The 16378-nt window shown below is 70.8% G+C and carries 12 protein-coding genes and 1 riboswitch; of the genes, 7 read left to right on the top strand and 5 right to left on the bottom strand.

Annotated elements, in window-relative coordinates:
* Nucleotides 1-5: 5 nt before the first annotated feature.
* From ACZ7OU_RS21700 to ACZ7OU_RS21685, 4 genes are read right to left on the bottom strand one after another with little or no spacing between them, the layout of a single operon-like run.
* A complete protein-coding gene (locus ACZ7OU_RS21700) occupies nt 6-1604 on the bottom strand; it encodes an acyl-CoA carboxylase subunit beta (RefSeq protein ID WP_470256397.1) in 1599 nt (532 codons plus the stop codon).
* On the bottom strand, nt 1601-2749 hold the full coding sequence (locus ACZ7OU_RS21695; protein WP_470256396.1) for an acyl-CoA dehydrogenase family protein: 1149 nt from the start codon (nt 2747-2749) through the stop codon (nt 1601-1603). Before ACZ7OU_RS21695 ends, ACZ7OU_RS21700 begins: the two co-directional genes overlap by 4 nt.
* Complete coding sequence (locus ACZ7OU_RS21690; protein ID WP_470256395.1) at nt 2746-4434, bottom strand: acyclic terpene utilization AtuA family protein; 1689 nt, start codon at nt 4432-4434, stop codon at nt 2746-2748. The genes ACZ7OU_RS21695 and ACZ7OU_RS21690 overlap by 4 nt, the downstream gene beginning before the upstream one ends.
* Nucleotides 4431-5222, bottom strand: coding sequence for a TIGR03084 family metal-binding protein (locus ACZ7OU_RS21685; protein ID WP_470256394.1), 792 nt, complete (start codon nt 5220-5222; stop codon nt 4431-4433). The genes ACZ7OU_RS21690 and ACZ7OU_RS21685 overlap by 4 nt, the downstream gene beginning before the upstream one ends.
* 142 nt (nt 5223-5364) lie before the next feature.
* Between ACZ7OU_RS21685 and ACZ7OU_RS21680 the strand changes: the two genes are divergently transcribed.
* From ACZ7OU_RS21680 to metE, 6 genes are all read left to right on the top strand, one after another.
* Nucleotides 5365-6195: an enoyl-CoA hydratase-related protein gene (locus tag ACZ7OU_RS21680; RefSeq protein ID WP_470256393.1), complete on the top strand. Its 831-nt coding sequence runs from the start codon at nt 5365-5367 to the stop codon at nt 6193-6195.
* Entirely contained in the window at nt 6192-6791 is a 600-nt protein-coding gene (locus ACZ7OU_RS21675; RefSeq protein WP_470256392.1) for an acetoacetate decarboxylase family protein, read from the top strand. Before ACZ7OU_RS21680 ends, ACZ7OU_RS21675 begins: the two co-directional genes overlap by 4 nt.
* A 259-nt stretch (nt 6792-7050) precedes the next feature.
* The gene (locus ACZ7OU_RS21670; protein WP_470256391.1) at nt 7051-9954 is read left to right on the top strand and encodes a ribonucleoside-diphosphate reductase subunit alpha; all 2904 of its coding nucleotides are present in this window, start codon (nt 7051-7053) and stop codon (nt 9952-9954) included.
* 13 nt (nt 9955-9967) lie between these two features.
* Nucleotides 9968-11041, top strand: coding sequence for a ribonucleotide-diphosphate reductase subunit beta (locus tag ACZ7OU_RS21665; protein WP_470238284.1), 1074 nt, complete (start codon nt 9968-9970; stop codon nt 11039-11041).
* A 92-nt stretch (nt 11042-11133) separates the two neighbouring features.
* Nucleotides 11134-12051 (top strand): alpha/beta hydrolase, encoded by a 918-nt coding sequence (locus ACZ7OU_RS21660; protein WP_470256390.1) that lies wholly within the window; start codon nt 11134-11136, stop codon nt 12049-12051.
* 3 nt (nt 12052-12054) lie between these two features.
* Nucleotides 12055-12258, top strand: a riboswitch (cobalamin riboswitch).
* Nucleotides 12259-12357: 99 nt separating this feature from the next.
* A complete protein-coding gene (gene metE / locus ACZ7OU_RS21655) occupies nt 12358-14565 on the top strand; it encodes a 5-methyltetrahydropteroyltriglutamate--homocysteine S-methyltransferase (protein ID WP_470256389.1) in 2208 nt (735 codons plus the stop codon).
* 42 nt (nt 14566-14607) lie between these two features.
* On the opposite strand, the gene ACZ7OU_RS21650 is transcribed toward metE, so the two are convergent.
* Entirely contained in the window at nt 14608-15009 is a 402-nt protein-coding gene (locus tag ACZ7OU_RS21650; protein WP_470256388.1) for a pyridoxamine 5'-phosphate oxidase family protein, read from the bottom strand.
* Between the two features lie 82 nt (nt 15010-15091).
* Between ACZ7OU_RS21650 and ACZ7OU_RS21645 the strand changes: the two genes are divergently transcribed.
* A complete protein-coding gene (locus ACZ7OU_RS21645) occupies nt 15092-16003 on the top strand; it encodes an AraC family transcriptional regulator (protein ID WP_470256387.1) in 912 nt (303 codons plus the stop codon).
* The last annotated feature ends 375 nt before the right edge of the window (nt 16004-16378 follow it).

The following is a 16378-nucleotide window of genomic DNA, read 5'->3' as shown; positions in this document are numbered from 1 at the left end:
CTCACTCACATCCGGAAGACGCCGAAGCCCTCGGCGCCCTTCACTGGTCCATTGTGGATCGCCGACAGGCTCAGCCCGAGCGCGGTGCGGGTATCGCGCGGGTCGATGATGCCGTCGTCGTAGAGCATGCCGGAGAGGAACATCGGCATCGACTCGGCCTCGATCTGGCCTTCCACCATGGCGCGCATGGCCTTGTCGTGGTCTTCGTTGTAGTCCTGGCCGCGGCTTTCGGCCGCCGCGCGGGCCACGATGGACAGCACGCCGGCCAGCTGCGCCGGGCCCATCACCGCGGACTTCGCGCTCGGCCACGCGAACAGGAAGCGCGGATCGTAGGCGCGGCCGCACATCCCGTAGTGCCCGGCGCCGTAGGACGCTCCCATGAGGACGGACAGGTGCGGCACCTTCGAGTTCGACACGGCGTTGATCATCATCGCGCCGTGCTTGATGATGCCGCTCTGCTCGTACTCCTTGCCGACCATGTAGCCGGTCGTGTTGTGCAGGAAGACGAGCGGCGTGTGGATCTGGTTGGCCAGCTGGATGAACTGCGCGGCCTTCTGCGACTCCTCGCCGAACAGCACGCCCTGGGCGTTGGCAAGCACGCCGACCGGGTAGCCGTGGATGCTCGCCCACCCCGTCACGAGCGAAGACCCGTAGAGCGGCTTGAACTCGTCGAAGTCGGAGCCGTCGACGACGCGGGCGATCACCTCGCGCGGGTCGAACGGCACCTTGAGGTCGGGGGGCACGATGCCGAGCAGGTCCTCGGTGTCGTACAGCGGCTCGTCGTACTCCGGCTTCGGGGAAGGCCCCTGCTTCGTCCAGTTGAGCCGCTTGATGATGTTGCGGCCCAGGCGGATCGCGTCCTGCTCGTCGACGGCCAGGTAGTCGGCCAGGCCGGACGTGCGCGCGTGCATCTCGGCGCCGCCGAGCGACTCGTCGTCGGACTCCTCCCCGGTCGCCATCTTGACCAGCGGCGGCCCGCCGAGGAACACCTTGGCGCGTTCCTTGACCATCACGACGTAGTCCGACATGCCCGGCAGGTAGGCCCCACCGGCGGTCGAGTTGCCGAAGACCAGTGCGACCGTCGGGCAGCCCGCGGCCGAGGCGCGCGTGATGTCCCGGAAAATCCGGCCACCCGGGATGAAGATCTCCTTCTGCGTCGGCAGGTCCGCGCCGCCCGACTCGACGAGGTTGATCGACGGCAGCCGGTTCTGCGCGGCGATGTCCGCCGCCCGGAAGCTCTTCTTCGTCGTCCACGGGTTGCTCGCGCCGCCCTTGACCGTCGGGTCGCTGGCCGAGATCAGGCACTCGACGCCTTCGACGACCCCGATGCCGGTCACGAGGCTCGCGCCGACGCGGTAGTCGGTGCCCCACGCGGCCAGCGGCGAGAGCTCCAGGAACGGCGAGTCCTCGTCGAGCAGCAGCTCGACCCGTTCGCGGGCCAGGAGCTTGCCGCGCTTGCGGTGGCGTTCGACGTACTTCTCGCCACCGCCGGCCACGGCCTTGGCCTGCTCGGTGTCGATCTCGGCGAGCTTCTCCAGCATCGCCTCGCGGTTGGCGCCGAACTCGGCGGTTCGTGTGTCCACTGTGGACCTCAGAGTAGTCACGAGGTGTATCCCAATCGCTTCGCGGCCAGGCCGGTGAGGATCTCGGTGGTGCCGCCGCCGATGCCGAGGATCCGGACGTCGCGGTAGTGGCGCTCCACTTCGGACTCGCGCATGTAGCCGAGCCCGCCGTGCAGCTGGACGGCCTCGTTGACCACCCACTCGGCGGCCTCGACGGCGGTGTTCTTGGCGAAACAGGCCTCGGCGATGACCTCCTCGCCCGAGACGTGCCGGACCGCGGCCTGCCGGGCGTAGGTGCGGGCGACGTCGACCTTGCGGGCCATCTCGGTGAGCTTGTGCTGCACGACCTGCCGCGAGATGAGCGGCCGGCCGAAAGTCTCGCGCAGCCGGCACCAGTCCAGCGTCAGGTCGAGCGCGCGCTGGGCGTGGGAATACGCCTGCACGGCCAGCGAAAGCCGTTCGGTGACGAACTGGGTGGCCACCTGCGCGAACCCGCTGTTCTCCGCGCCGACGAGGTTCTCCGCCGGCACCCGGACGTCCACGTAGGACAGTTCGGCGGTGTCGGAGCAGAGCCAGCCCATCTTCTCGAGCTTGCGGGAGACGGTGAAGCCGGGCGTCCCGCGTTCGACGACGATCAGCGAGAGCCCGTGCGCGCCGTCGCCGCCGGTGCGCACGACCGTCGTGACGAAGTCCGCGCGGCAGCCCGAGGTGATGAACGTCTTGGCGCCGTTGATGACGTACTCGTCGCCTTCGCGCACGGCGGTGGTGCGGATCCCGGCGACGTCCGAACCGCCGTCCGGCTCGGTGACGGCCAGCGAGCCGATCTTGTCCCCGGCGAGGGTCGGGCGGACCCAGCGCTCGATCTGCACCGGGTCGTTCGCCTCGGCGATGTGCGGGACGGCGATGCCGCAGGTGAACAGCGACGCGAACAGCCCGCCGGACCCGCCGGCGTAGTGCATCTCCTCGGCGATCACCAGTGCGTCGAGGTAGTTGCCGTCTCCGCCGCCGACCTCTTCGGGGAAGCCGACGCCGAGCAGGCCGAGGTCGCCGGCCTTGCGGTGCAGGTCGCGCGGCAGTTCGCCGGCACGCTCCCAGTCGTCGAGGTGCGGCAGGACCTCCTGCTCGACGAACTTCCGCACGGTCTCGCGCAGCTCGGCCCGTTCGGGCGTCCGGAACGGATCGGTCACAGGAGCACCTCGGGGATGTCGATCTCACGGGACCGCAGCCATTCGCCGAGGGCCTTGGCCTGCGGGTCGAACCGCGCCTGCGACGCGACGCCCTCGCCGAGGATCCCTTCGACGACGAAGTTCATCGCCCGCAGGTTCGGCAGCAGGTAGCGCGTCACCGGCAGGCCGGCGGTTTCGGGCAGCAGCAGCTTGAACTCGGCGACGGTCAGCCGGTGCACCAGCCACCGCCAGGCCTCTTCGGACCGGACCCAGACGCCGAGGTTGGCGTTGCCGCCCTTGTCACCACTGCGGGCGCCCGCGATCGTGCCCAGCGGCACCCGGCGCACCGGGCCGTGGTCGAGGGGCTCGGGCAGCGCGGGCTCGTCCACATCGGACAGGTCCAGAGTGGACGTCGAAGGCGCTATGTCGACCCGCATGCCGTCCGGCAGCACGGCCACGTGCGGGACCTGCCCGGCGTCCACATAGGCCGCGGTGTAGACGCCGTAAGGCGAGGCGTCGGACGGCGGCGCGGTGACGTGGAACCCGGGGTAGCTGGCCAGCGCCAGCTCGACGGCCGCACCGGTGAACGCGCGCCCGGCGACCTTCGGGTCGGCGTCCTTGACGGCGACGTGCAGCAGGGCGCTCGCGGTCTGCTCGGTGTCGGCGTCCGCGTGGTCGGTGCGGGCCAGTGTCCACTTGACATCGGCGGGCGGGCGCTCCTTGAGCGCGCCTTCGAGCTGTTCCTTCACCAGCGCGGCTTTCGCCTCGATGTCGAGTCCGGTGAGGACGAACGTCGTCTCGTTGCGGAACCCGCCGAGCGTGTTCAGCGCGACCTTCAGCGTCGGCGGCGGGGCTTCCCCTCGGACACCCGAGATGCGGACGCGGTCGGGCCCGTCCTCGGCCAGCGACAGCGTGTCGAACCGGGTCGTGACGTCCGGCCCGGCGTAGCGCGCGCCGGTGATCTCGTACAGCAGCTGCGCGGTGACCGTGCCGGCGTTGACCACTCCCCCGGTGCCCGGGTGCTTGGTGATGACGCTGGAGCCGTCGGCCTCGATCTCGGCGATCGGGAAGCCCGGCACACCCAGCGAGTGCTCGGTGAAGAAGGCGTAGTTGCCGCCGGTGGCCTGGGCACCGCACTCGATGACGTGCCCGGCCGCGACCGCGCCGGCCAGGGCGTCGAAGTCGTCGCGGGCCCAGCCGTAGTGGGCGGCGGCCGGGCCGACGATCACCGAGGCGTCGGTGACGCGGCCGGTGACGACGACGTCCGCACCGGCGTTGAGGCACTCGACGATGCCCCAGGCGCCGAGGTAGGCGTTGGCGGTCAACGGTTTCCCGAGGCTCAGCTCGTCGGCGCGGGCGACCAGGTCGTCGCCTTCGACGTGCGCGATCTTGACGTCGAGGCCGAGCTTGGCCGCCAGTTCGCGCAGGGCGTCGGCGAGCCCGGCGGGGTTGAGCCCACCCGCGTTGGCGACGATCTTGACGCCCTTTTCCCTTGCCAGTCCGAGGTTTTCCTCCATCTGGCGCAGGAACGTCTTGGCGTAGCCGCGGTTCGCGTCCTTCATCCGGTCGCGGCCGAGGATGAGCATGGTCAGCTCGGCCAGGTAGTCGCCGGTCAGGACGTCGAGGGGGCCGCCGGTGAGCATCTCGCGGACGACGGAGAAGCGGTCACCATAGAAGCCCGATGCGTTGCCGATGCGGTACGTCATGAGAACTGCCCCGGCTTGCGGCCTTCTCCCGGCGGACCGGCGAAGGCCTGCGCGATGGTCAGCCATTCTTCGACTTCTGCGCCGTGCGCGACCAGGTCCGTGTCGGCCGGGTGCCGCCGCTGGGTGACGACGAGACAGAAGTCGACGGCGCTGCCGGTGAGCTTCTGCTCGGCGTCCTCGGGGCCGAACGCCCAGGTGGAGCCGTCGGGCGCGGTCAGCTCGACGCGGAACTCCGCGGCCGGCGGCGCGAGGGAGTTGAGCAGGTAGGCGAAGTCGCGGGTGCGGGTGCCGAAGCGGGCGATGTGCCACAGCCGCGCGGTCGGCTCGCGCGTCAGGCCGAGGGCGTCGAAGATGTCCTGGCCGTGGGCCCAGGTCTCCATCAGCCGCGCGGTGACCATGGAGGCCGCGCTCATCGGCGGGCCGTACCAGGGCAGCTTCTGCCCGTCCGGCACGGCGGCGAGCGCCGCGGCGAGCTGAGCGCGGCCGTCTCGCCAGTCTTCGAGGATCTCCCGCGGCGGGCGCTCGGCCCCGGCCGCGGCACCGTCGTCGACGTAGGTCTCCCCCACCTTGAGGAGCTCTTCGACCTCGGCCTGCCAGTCCTCCGGGTGGGCCGCGGCGATGAAGGCCTTGCGGTCGGTCCAGGCCAGGTGGGCGATCTGGTGCGCGATAGTCCACCCCTCGGCGGGCGTGGCCCGCGCCCAGTCCGACGCGGGCAGGTCCGCCACCACGTCGTCGATCGCCCGAGATTCCGCGTCGAGATCCCCGAGGATCACGCCGAGATCCGCCATCCGCCGCCTCCTTGCGTCCTGGGGGCCCAGGGTGGCACCGGCCGCCGGAAAAATCAAGCACGCCTGATTGTTTCGCCCCGGACGCTGCGGACCCACTATTGACATCTTGCCAGTAGTGGCGGACTGCAATACGTTCCTCACCATGGCCGAGACCACCTACGCCGTCGCGGAGCGGATCGCCACGGTGACGTTGAACCGCCCCGAGGCGCGCAACGGCTACACGATCCGGATGGCCGACGAGCTCGGCGAGGCGATGGACCGGGCGGACCGCGACGAGGACGTCCGTGTGGTTGTGCTGACCGGCGCGGGCAAGGACTTCTGCGTCGGCGCCGACCTGTCGCAGGGTGGCTTCGACTTCGACCCCGCGACGGGCCCGGACGCGGCGTGGCAGGAGCCCGCCGGGCGGTGCTCGAAGCGGATCTTCACGATGAACAAGCCGGTGATCGCGGCCCTGCAGGGCGCGGCCGTCGGCGCGGGCAGCACCATCACGCTCCCCTGCGACTACCGCCTCGCCTCCGAGGACTCCCGGTTCGGCTTCGTCTTCACCCGGCGCGGGATCTACCCCGAAGGCGCGTCGGCGTGGTTCCTCCCCCGGCTCGTCGGGATGGGCACCGCACTGGACTGGATGATCAGCGGCCGGGTCTTCCCCGCCGCCGAGGCCCTCGCAAAAGGCCTGGTGCACAAGGTGGTCCCGACCGGGACCGTGCTCGACGAGGCGTACGCGCTGGCCCGCGAGATCATCGCGAACACCGCGCCGGTGTCGGTCGCGGTCACCCGCCAGCTGCTCTACCGGATGGCGAGCGCCGATTCGCCGTTCCCGGTGCACGAGCTCGACTCCCGCCTGATCGGCGGCCTCGGCGCGAACCCGGACGCCGTCGAAGGAGTCATGTCCTTCCTGCAGAAGCGGCCGCCGTCGTGGAGCCAGCGCGTCGACAAGGACCTGCCTTCCTATCTCCCCTGGTTGGACGCATGAGCCTCTACCCGCCGCAGCCCTGGAACCTGACCGCCGACGCGCGGGTGTCGATCTGGCGCGTGCCGGTGGCGGATCTGCCGCCGGTCCCCGCGGAGCCCCTGGTGGTGGCCGGCCACGCCTCGGTGTTCACGGCGTGGATCGACTACACCCCGCCCGGACAGCTGGCGTACCACGAGCTACTGGCCGCCGTGTCGATCAAGGCCCGGCGCGTGTCCTGCTCGATCACGGAGATCTGGGTCGACAGCGAAGCGTCCCTGGCGGGCGGCCGCGAGCTGTGGGCGATCCCGAAGGACCTGGCCACGCTGAACTTCACCGGCGGCCGCACCTTCACGGCGACGGCGGCGACCTCCGACGACTGGATCGCCACGGCGGCCTTCAAGCGCCGCCCGGCCCTCCCCCTGCGGCTGCCGACGTCGTTCGAGGTGGTCCAGGAGCGCGACGGCCTGCTGCGCACCCCGGTCGGCGCGAAGATCCGCCCGCGCCCGGCGTCGGCCGACTGGAGCTTCAACCCCCGCGGGCCCTTGGCCTACCTGGACGGCCGACGGCCCGTGACGAGCCTCGAACTGCCCGCGTCGGAGCTTCGCTTCGGCGCCTGAAGACACCGCGAAACGGCCCGTTTCGCGGCCTGAGCAGCACCTCTCGGTGATCGCGTAACCCGCGAGGGTGAGACCGCGACACGCCACCCATTGGGGCACGTGCAGCCTCCAACCCCTACATGTAGTCTCTGGTGACCGGCAGGGCCCAGCGACGGGGAGACCGCTGCAGAGTACTGCCGGGCAGCTTTCACGAAACCGCAGCGCACGGCCTCATGACGCCGTGTGGCGATCGAACGCGCCCGAAAACTTGGAGACACGCATGTCAGTCGAAACCGGTCAGCGGCCGTCCGCTGCCGATACCCCCACCGCGATCCGGGTCATCCGGCGGGACGGCAGCGTGTCGCCGTTCGACGCCGGGAAGATCTCGGTCGCGCTCACCAAGGCGTTCCTCGCGGTCGAGGGCGGCGACGCCGCTGCGTCCTCCCGCGTGCACCACGTCGTCGCGGAGCTGACCCAGCAGGTCGAGACCACCCTGCTGCGCCACGCCGGCCCCGAGACCGCCCTGCACATCGAGCAGATCCAGGACATCGTCGAGCTCGCGCTGATGCGCGGCGAGCACCACAAGGTCGCCCGCGCGTACGTCCTCTACCGCGACGAGCGCACCAAGGCCCGCGAGGCCGTCAAGCCGGCCACCACCGAGGTCGCGCTGAACGTCAAGGGCACCGACGGCGTCCTGCGCCCGCTCGACTGGGCCCGCGTTTCCCACGTCGTGGGCGAGGCCGTCGCCGGCCTCGAGGACGTCACGGCCGAGCCGGTGCTCGCCGAGGCCAAGCGCAACCTCTACGACGGCATCAGCGCCGACGAGCTGGCGCTGGCCCAGGTCCTGGCCGCCCGCGTGCTGGTCGAGCAGGAGCCCAACTACTCCTACGTCTCCGCCCGGCTGCTGCTGGACAAGCTGCGCGGCGAGGCGCTGAGCTACCTCGCGAAGAAGCCGCGGCTGGCCAGCCAGGACGAGATGGCGGCCGAGTACCCCGCCTACTTCCGCGCCTACCTGCGCCGCGCGGTCGAGCTGGAGCTGGTCGACGGCGAGCTGCTGTCCTTCGACCTGGACAAGATCACCGCCGCGATCCACGCCGAGCGCGACCTCGACTTCGGCTTCCTCGGCCTGCAGACCCTGTACGACCGGTACTTCCAGCACCACGACGGCACCCGCTTCGAGCTGCCGCAGGCGTTCTTCATGCGCGTCGCCATGGGTCTCGCGATCCGCGAGGACGACCGCGAAGCCCGCGCCATCGAGTTCTACGAGCTGCTCTCGACGTTCCACTTCATGGCCTCGACGCCGACGCTGTTCAACTCGGGCACCACCCGCGCGCAGCTGTCGTCCTGCTTCCTGACCACGGTGGACGACGACCTGGACTCGATCTTCCAGGCCTACAAGAACAACGCCCTGCTGGCCAAGTACTCCGGCGGCCTCGGCAACGACTGGACCCCGGTCCGCGGCCTCGGCGCGCACATCAAGGGCACCAACGGCCAGTCGCAGGGCGTCGTGCCGTTCCTCAAGATCGCCAACGACACCGCCGTCGCGGTCAACCAGGGCGGCAAGCGCAAGGGCGCGGCCTGCGCGTATCTCGAGACGTGGCACGTGGACATCGAGGAGTTCCTCGACCTGCGCAAGAACACCGGTGACGACCGCCGCCGCACCCACGACATGAACACCGCGAACTGGGTGCCGGACGAGTTCCTCCGCCGCGTCGAGGCCAACGCCGAGTGGACGCTGTTCTCGCCGAACGAGACGCCGGACCTGCACGACCTCTACGGCAACGAGTTCGCCGCCCGCTACCGCGAGTACGAGGCGATGGCCGACCGCGGCGAGATCAAGGTGTTCCGCCGGCTCCGCGCCGTCGACCTGTGGCGCCGCATGCTGACCATGCTGTTCGAGACCGGCCACCCGTGGATCACGTTCAAGGACCCGTGCAACCTGCGCTCGCCGCAGCAGCACGTCGGCGTCGTGCACTCGTCCAACCTGTGCACCGAGATCACGCTGAACACCACCACCGACGAGGTCGCGGTCTGCAACCTCGGCTCGGTGAACCTGCTCAAGCACGTCACCCCCGAGGGCCTGGACACGAAGCGCCTCGAGAAGACCGTGCGCACGGCCGTCCGCATGCTGGACAACGTGATCGACATCAACTTCTACACGATCCCGGAGGCGCGCCGCTCCAACCTGCGCCACCGCCCGATCGGCCTGGGCATCATGGGCTTCCAGGACGCGCTGTTCGAGATCGGCGTCCCGTTCGCCTCCGACGACGCCGTGAAGTTCGCCGACGTCTCCATGGAGCACGTCTCCTACTACGCGATCTCGGCGTCGACCGACCTCGCCGAGGAGCGCGGCCAGTACCAGACGTTCGAGGGATCGCTCTGGAGCAAGGGCATCCTGCCGATCGACTCGATGCAGCTGCTCATCGACGCCCGCCGCGGTGACGGCCTCGACGTCGACACCTCGTCCACTTTGGACTGGGCGCCGCTGCGCGAGCGCGTCAAGACCGTCGGCATGCGCAACTCCAACGTGATGGCGATCGCGCCGACCGCGACGATCTCCAACATCTCCGGCGTCGGGCAGTCGATCGAGCCGCTGTTCCAGAACCTGTTCGTCAAGTCGAACATGTCCGGCGACTTCACCGTCGTCAACCCGCACCTGGTCAAGAGCCTCAAGGCCCGCGGCCTGTGGGACGAGGTCATGGTCAGCGACCTCAAGTACTTCGACGGCAGCCTCGGCCAGATCGACCGCGTCCCGGACGACCTGAAGGCGCTGTACGCGACCGCGTTCGAGATCGAGTCGAAGTGGATCGTCGACGCCGGTTCGGTGCGCCAGAAGTGGATCGACCAGGCGCAGTCGCTGAACCTGTACATCGCGGCGCCGAGCGGGCGCAAGCTCGACGAGCTGTACCGCTACGCGTGGCACAAGGGCCTCAAGACCACGTACTACCTGCGGGCGCAGTCCGCGACGCACGTGGAGAAGAGCACCCTGCGCGGCACCGACGGCAAGCTGAACGCCGTCTCGGCCACCCCGGCCCCGGCCGCTCCGGCCGCGGCTCCGGCCCCGGCTCCCGTGCCGACGCCCGCCCCGGCGCCGTCGCCGGCCCCCGCGCCCGACGTCGACTTCGTCGCCACCGACGGCGCCGCCTGCCGCATCGACGACCCCGACTGCGAAGCCTGCCAGTAAGGAACCCTGGAACATGACCAACGTGGAGACGACCGGCGCCACCGGCCTCGGTGAGATCGAGGTCGGGGCCGCCCGGATCAACGTCGACGACAAGCGCATGATCAACGCGCGCGCCGACGTCAACCAGCTGCTGCCGATGAAGTACACCTGGGCCTGGGAGAAGTACCTGGCTGGGTGCAACAACCACTGGATGCCGACCGAGGTCGCCATGCAGGCCGACATCGCGCTGTGGAAGTCGAAGGACGGCCTCACCGAGGACGAGCGCCAGATGTTGAAGCGCAACCTGGGCTTCTTCGCGACCGCGGAGTCCTTGGTGGCCAACAACATCGTGCTCGCGGTGTACCGGCAGATCACCAACCCCGAGTGCCGCCAGTACCTGCTGCGCCAGGCGTTCGAGGAGGCCGTGCACACGCACACCTTCCAGTACATCTGCGAGAGCCTCGGCCTGGTCGAGGGCGAGCTGTTCAACATGTACCGCGAAGTTCCGTCCATTTCGGACAAGGACGCGTGGGCGCTGAAGTACACGCAGCACCTGGAGGACCCGGACTTCGAGACCGGGACGCCGGAGGCCGACACGGCGTTCCTGCGTGACCTCGTCGCGTTCTACGTGATCTTCGAAGGCATGTGGTTCTACACCGGTTTCGCGCAGATCCTGTCGCTGGGCCGCCGGAACAAGATGGTCGGCATCGCCGAGCAGTACCAGTACATCCTGCGCGACGAGTCGATCCACCTGAACTTCGGCATCGACTGCATCAACCAGATCAAGATCGAGAACCCGCACCTGTGGACCCCCGAGTTCCAGGAAGAGGTCCGCGGGATGCTGAAGGAGGCGTGCGAGCTCGAGGTCAAGTACGCGCGCGACACCATGCCGCGCGGCATGCTCGGCCTGTCGGCGCAGCTGTGCGAGCAGTACATGCACTTCATCACCGACCGGCGCGCGCAGCAGATCGGCCTCCAGCCGATCTTCGGCGAGACCGAGAACCCGTTCCCGTGGATGTCCGAGGCGATGGACCTGAAGAAGGAGAAGAACTTCTTCGAGACCCGCGTCATCGAATACCAGTCGGGCGGCGCGCTCGACTGGGACTGATCTCCCGAACGCGGGTTCCTGCCTGGGAAGGATCCTTCCCAGGCAGGAACCCGCGGCTTTTCCCTGCTTCCTCCCGGGGCGAGGGTGGAGGCATGACCACCACCACCGTCACCTTCCCCAGCGCCGGCCTCGACATCGCCGCGCACCTCTACGTTCCCGACGGCGCCGACGCGCTGCTTCCGGCGCTCGTCGTCGGTCACCCCGGCACCGGCGTCAAGGAACAGACCTCCGGCACCTACACGCGGCTGATGGCCGAGCGGGGCTTCGTCACCCTCGCTTTCGACGCCGCCCACCAGGGCGAGTCCGGCGGCCTGCCACGGGGGCTGGAGGACCCCGCCCAGCGGATCGAAGACTTCAAGGCCGCCGTCTCGTATCTGACCACCCGGCCCGAGGTCGACGCCGGCCGCATCGGCCTGCTGGGCATCTGCGCCTCCGGCGGCTACTCGCTGGCCGCCGCCGCGGGCGATCATCGCGTCAAGGCCGTGGCGACCGTGAGCACCGCCGAACCGGCCCGCCAGTTCCGCTACGGCGCCGACGGCACCCAGGACCCGGCCGTCTTCCAGGGCCTGCTGGACGCCGCCGCCCAAGCCCGCACGGCCGCCGCCCGCGGTGACGACCCCGGCGTGCTCACCATGTTCCCTGAGACCGCCGAAGAAGCCGGTGCGCTCGGCGGTCAGCACGGCCGTGAGGGCTGGGAGTACTACTGCGGCGCCCGCGGCCGCCACGAGCGGTCGGCGAAGTTCCTCACCTGGGACAGCGTCGACAAGATGGCCGCGAGCGACGTCTTCCACGCCGTCCCGCTGATCGGTCCGCGCCCGATGCTGCAGGTCCTCGGCGAGCACGCCGTCACCGCGTGGATGGGCCTGGAAGCCCACCGGCGCGCCACCGGCCCCGCGGAGGTCCACTGGATCCCGGGCGCCAGCCACGTCGACCTCTACGACAAGCGGGAGTACATCGATCCCGCTGTCGGGAAGCTCACCGACTTCTTCGCCGTCACCCTCGACAAGTGACCTAGACTCGGGCTCGCCACTGGTTCCCCGGGACTCCGGTCCCGGGGAGGCAACAGGGAACCCGGTGCGAATCCGGGACTGCCCCGCAGCGGTGAGTGGGAACGAAAGCCGTCAAGAAGCACTGAGCGCGAGCTTGGGAAGCGACGGCCGGTAGGTCTGCGCAGTGCGCCCACGAGTCCGAAGACCTGCCCGTGGTGCGCGCGCCGACGGCGTGCGCGAGTCCGGGCCTCGCGGGATGGGCACGACCGAAACGCTCGCCTTCGCGCGCGTCCGGACTCTTCGGACCAGCTCGCGAGGAGAGAGCTTGTGACCATCGGCACCACTGTGCTGGGCTACCCCCGGATCGGCCCGGACCGCGAACTGAAGCGCGCGCTCGAGCGCTACTGGGCGGGCAAGATCGACGAAGCGGCGTTGCTGGCCGTCGGCCGTGAACTGCGCCGGCGGACCTGGCTCGAACTGCGGGACGCGGGGCTGGATTCGATCCCGTCGAACACGTTCTCGCACTACGACCAGGTGCTCGACACCGCCGAGCTGTTCGGCGCGCTGCCGTCCCGGCCGGGTCTTTCGCCGCTCGACACGTACTTCGCCGCCGCGCGGGGCGTGCAGGACGCGCCGGCGCTGGAGATGACGAAGTGGTTCGACACGAACTACCACTACATCGTCCCCGAACTGGGGCCGGACACCGAGTTCACGCTCGCCGGGACCAAACCCCTCGACGAGTACCGGGAAGCCCGCGCGCTGGGCATCGAGACGCGGCCGGTACTCGTCGGACCGGTGACGTTCCTGCTGCTGAGCAAGGCCGCCGGCGGCTTCGACCCGCTGGACCTGCTCGACACGCTCCTCCCCCGCTACGCCGACCTGCTGGCGCGGCTGCACGACGAGGGTGTCGAGTGGGTGCAGCTCGACGAACCCGCGTTCGCCGCCGACCGCACCGAGGCCGAGCTGAACGCGCTGATCCGCGCGTACCACCGGCTCGGCAAGGCGACCGCGCGACCGAAGCTGCTGGTCGCCGGGTACTTCGGCGGGCTGGGGCGCGGCCTCGGCGTGCTGGCGCGGTCGCCGATCGACGCGCTGGCCGTCGACCTGGTCACCGATGAGTCCTTTGTGGACGCGGTGGCGGCCGAGCCGGCGTTGCGGGACAAGGAGGTGCTGGCCGGGGTCGTCGACGGGCGCAACGTCTGGCGGACCGACCCGCGGCGCGCGCTGAGCAAGGCCGCGACCCTGCTCGGCGTCGCGAAGTCCGTCAGCGTGTCGACGTCGTGCTCGCTGCTGCACGTTCCTTACGACGTCACACGCGAAGACCTGCCGCTCACCGGCCGGCTCGCCTTCGCGCGGCAGAAGGTCGACGAGGTCGTCGCGCTCGGCCGTGCGCTGCGAGGCGAGGACGTCACCTGGCCCGCGATCCCGGACCCGGCGCCGGCGGACGAGGTCCTCCGCGCCCGGCTCGCGGCGCTCCCGGACGTCGCGCGGGCGCCTTACGAACAGCGGGCGGCGGCCCAGGCCGCGCTCGGGCTGCCGCCGCTGCCGACCACGACGATCGGGTCGTTCCCGCAGACCCTGGAGGTGCGTCGCGCCCGGGCCGCGCACCGCGCCGGCACGCTCGACGACGCCGGTTACGACGCCGCGATGCGCGCGGAGGTCGAGCGGGTCATCCGGCTGCAGGAGGACCTCGGGCTCGACGTCCTCGTGCACGGCGAGCCGGAGCGCAACGACATGGTGCAGTACTTCGCCGAGCAGCTGACCGGCTTCGCGGCGACGGCGCACGGCTGGGTGCAGTCGTACGGCTCCCGCTGCGTCCGCCCGCCGATCCTCTACGGCGACGTCTCGCGGCCGGCGCCGATGACCGTGTCGTGGGCGCGGTACGCCCAGAGCCTGACCGCGAAACCGGTGAAGGGGATGCTGACCGGCCCGGTGACGATCCTGGCGTGGTCGTTCGTCCGCGACGACCAGCCCCTCGGCGAGACGGCGCGGCAGGTGGCGCTGGCGATCCGCGACGAGGTGCACGACCTGGAGGCGGCGGGCATCCGCGTCGTCCAGGTCGACGAGCCGGCGCTGCGGGAACTGCTGCCGCTGCGGCGTTCCCGGCACCAGGAGTACTTCGGCTGGGCGGTGTCGGCGTTCCGGCTGGCGACGTCCGGGATCGCCGACGCGACGCAGATCCACACGCACATGTGCTACTCGGAGTTCGGCGAGGTGCTGCCGGCGATCGACGCGCTGGACGCGGACGTCACGTCGATCGAGGCGGCGCGCTCGAAGATGGAGGTGCTGACGGACCTCGACGCGGGCGGTTTCGGCCGCGGCGTCGGGCCGGGCGTGTACGACATCCACTCGCCTCGGGTGCCGTCGCCGGCCGAGGTGGCTTCGCTGCTGCGGACGGCGGTGGGGGCGGTGCCGGCGTCGCGGGTGTGGGTGAACCCGGACTGCGGGTTGAAGACGCGCGGGTACGCGGAGGTGGAGCCGGCGCTGCGCAACCTGGTGGCGGCGGCCCGGGAGGTGCGCGCGGAGCTGGCCTGACGGACGCTGCCGTGGAGGGCTCCGGGAGCCCTCCACGGCAGTTCAGTAGGCGTAGCGGTGCACGGTTTCCGGGTGGAGGACCAGGCGGACCTGGTCCGTGGCCAGGATGGCCGCGAGGTCGGCGGCGCGGACCGGGTCGTCGAGGTCCCAGTAGCGCGCGGCCAAGCGGGACGCGAGGTCGTGTGCGCCATCGGGTTCCACCGTGACGCGGCCCGCGACCGCAACCCACCGTTCGCGCTCCCCCACCGGCGCGGCGACCACGAGGGACGCGCGGGGGTCGCGGCGCAGGCGTCGCACCTTGGGCGCGTCCGGTTCCGTGAAGAGCTCGATGCCGTCGGCCGTGGCCTCGAACCACACCGGGCGCGGCTGGCCGCCGGCCACGGTCAGGAACCCGTGCAGCGGGCGTCCGAGGAACTCGGCGTCGTCGGGGGTGAGTGCGTTCATGGCGTCCAGTGAACTCGGTCCGCTCGGACGATCCCATGGGTGAGAAGCCGGAATGCCTGCGTGATCGTCTAATCTCGGGGACGTGGACGCCTTCGGTGACCTGCGGGCGCACGGCTCGCTCTTCGGCAGCTCGGCGCTGTCCGCGCCGTGGTCCCTGCGCTTCGTGGACGGCGCGCCGCTGACCCTGTGCACGGTCCTCGCCGGGGGCGGCTGGATCGTGCCCGAAACCGGGGAACCCGAGCCGCTGAACGCCTACGACACGGTCGTCGTGCGCGGGCCCGCGACCTTCAGCTTCGTCGACGAAGTCGGCACGCCGGCCGAACCGGTCGCGTGCGGCGAGGACTGCGCGGCGCCCGAGCAGGGCGGAACGCGCCACCGGCGCGGCTGGCACGACCCCGGCGACGGCGCGACGACGCTGATCGTCGGCGCCTACCCGGTGCGCGGCGAGATCGGGGCCCGCCTGCTGGACGCGCTGCCCGCCGTCCTGCGCGTCGCCGGCGGAGGTACCGGTGACGCGGTGCTGGACCACCTCGCCGCCGAGGTCGCCGTGGACGCGCCAGGTCAGCAGGTGGTGCTCGACCGGCTGCTGGACTGGATGCTGGTGTGCACGCTGCGCGAGTGGTTCGAGCGACCCGGCGGCGAGCCCCCGGCGTGGTGGACCGCCCAGCGCGACCCGGTGGTCGGCCAGGCGCTGCGCCTCCTGCACGCCGAACCGGCGGCGCCGTGGACGGTCGGGACGCTGGCCGGTCGCACGGGCGTGTCGCGCTCGACGCTGGCCAAGCGGTTCGCCGAGCTGGTCGGCGAACCGCCGTTGACGTACCTGACCCACCGCCGGATGGCGCTGGCCGCCGACCTGCTGGCCGAGCGGGCGGACAAGACGGTCGCGGAGGTGGCCCGCGCGGTGGGGTACTCGGACGCTTTCGGCTTCAGCGCGGCGTTCAAGCGGGTCCGGGGCACGAACCCGACCGAGTTCCGCCGCACTGCGGCCCGCTGAGGGAAGCCGCTCGGTCGGCCGCCGCCGGCCCAGTGCACGGCCGCCAGGTCGGGCACGCCGGCCGAGCGCACGGCCGCCCGTTCGCGCACGCCGACCCGTTCGGCACCCGCGCGGCGTTCGGCACCCGCGCGGCGTTCGCCGCAACCACTCCCGCCGGTCCGCCGCGCATCGGATACGCCGACCCGCACCCCCACCTTCCGCCGAGCGCCGGCGTCGGGTACGCCGACCGTTCGGCTCCAACGCGGCATGCACCCGCCTCCGCGCCCCCACGTTCGGCCGCACTGCAGTGCGCCGAGAAGCACCCGAAAGGACGGCCGCCCAGGTGTTGTCACATCGTCAACAAGGGTGCATCGTGGGGGGACAGCCGATCTCAGT

This window comes from Amycolatopsis sp. NPDC114505 (assembly GCF_055633615.1).
Note: the sequence above shows the minus strand (reverse complement) of the source record. Positions and strands in the feature narration are given on the sequence as shown.

Coding starts and splice junctions, on each gene's coding strand:
- ACZ7OU_RS21650 (WP_470256388.1), bottom strand. CDS start 15,009: ATGAACGCACTCACCCCCGACGACGCCGAGTTCCTCGGACGCCCGCTG.
- ACZ7OU_RS21660 (WP_470256390.1), top strand. CDS start 11,134: ATGACCACCACCACCGTCACCTTCCCCAGCGCCGGCCTCGACATCGCC.
- ACZ7OU_RS21670 (WP_470256391.1), top strand. CDS start 7,051: ATGTCAGTCGAAACCGGTCAGCGGCCGTCCGCTGCCGATACCCCCACC.
- ACZ7OU_RS21665 (WP_470238284.1), top strand. CDS start 9,968: ATGACCAACGTGGAGACGACCGGCGCCACCGGCCTCGGTGAGATCGAG.
- ACZ7OU_RS21675 (WP_470256392.1), top strand. CDS start 6,192: ATGAGCCTCTACCCGCCGCAGCCCTGGAACCTGACCGCCGACGCGCGG.
- ACZ7OU_RS21690 (WP_470256395.1), bottom strand. CDS start 4,434: ATGACGTACCGCATCGGCAACGCATCGGGCTTCTATGGTGACCGCTTC.
- ACZ7OU_RS21685 (WP_470256394.1), bottom strand. CDS start 5,222: ATGGCGGATCTCGGCGTGATCCTCGGGGATCTCGACGCGGAATCTCGG.
- ACZ7OU_RS21680 (WP_470256393.1), top strand. CDS start 5,365: ATGGCCGAGACCACCTACGCCGTCGCGGAGCGGATCGCCACGGTGACG.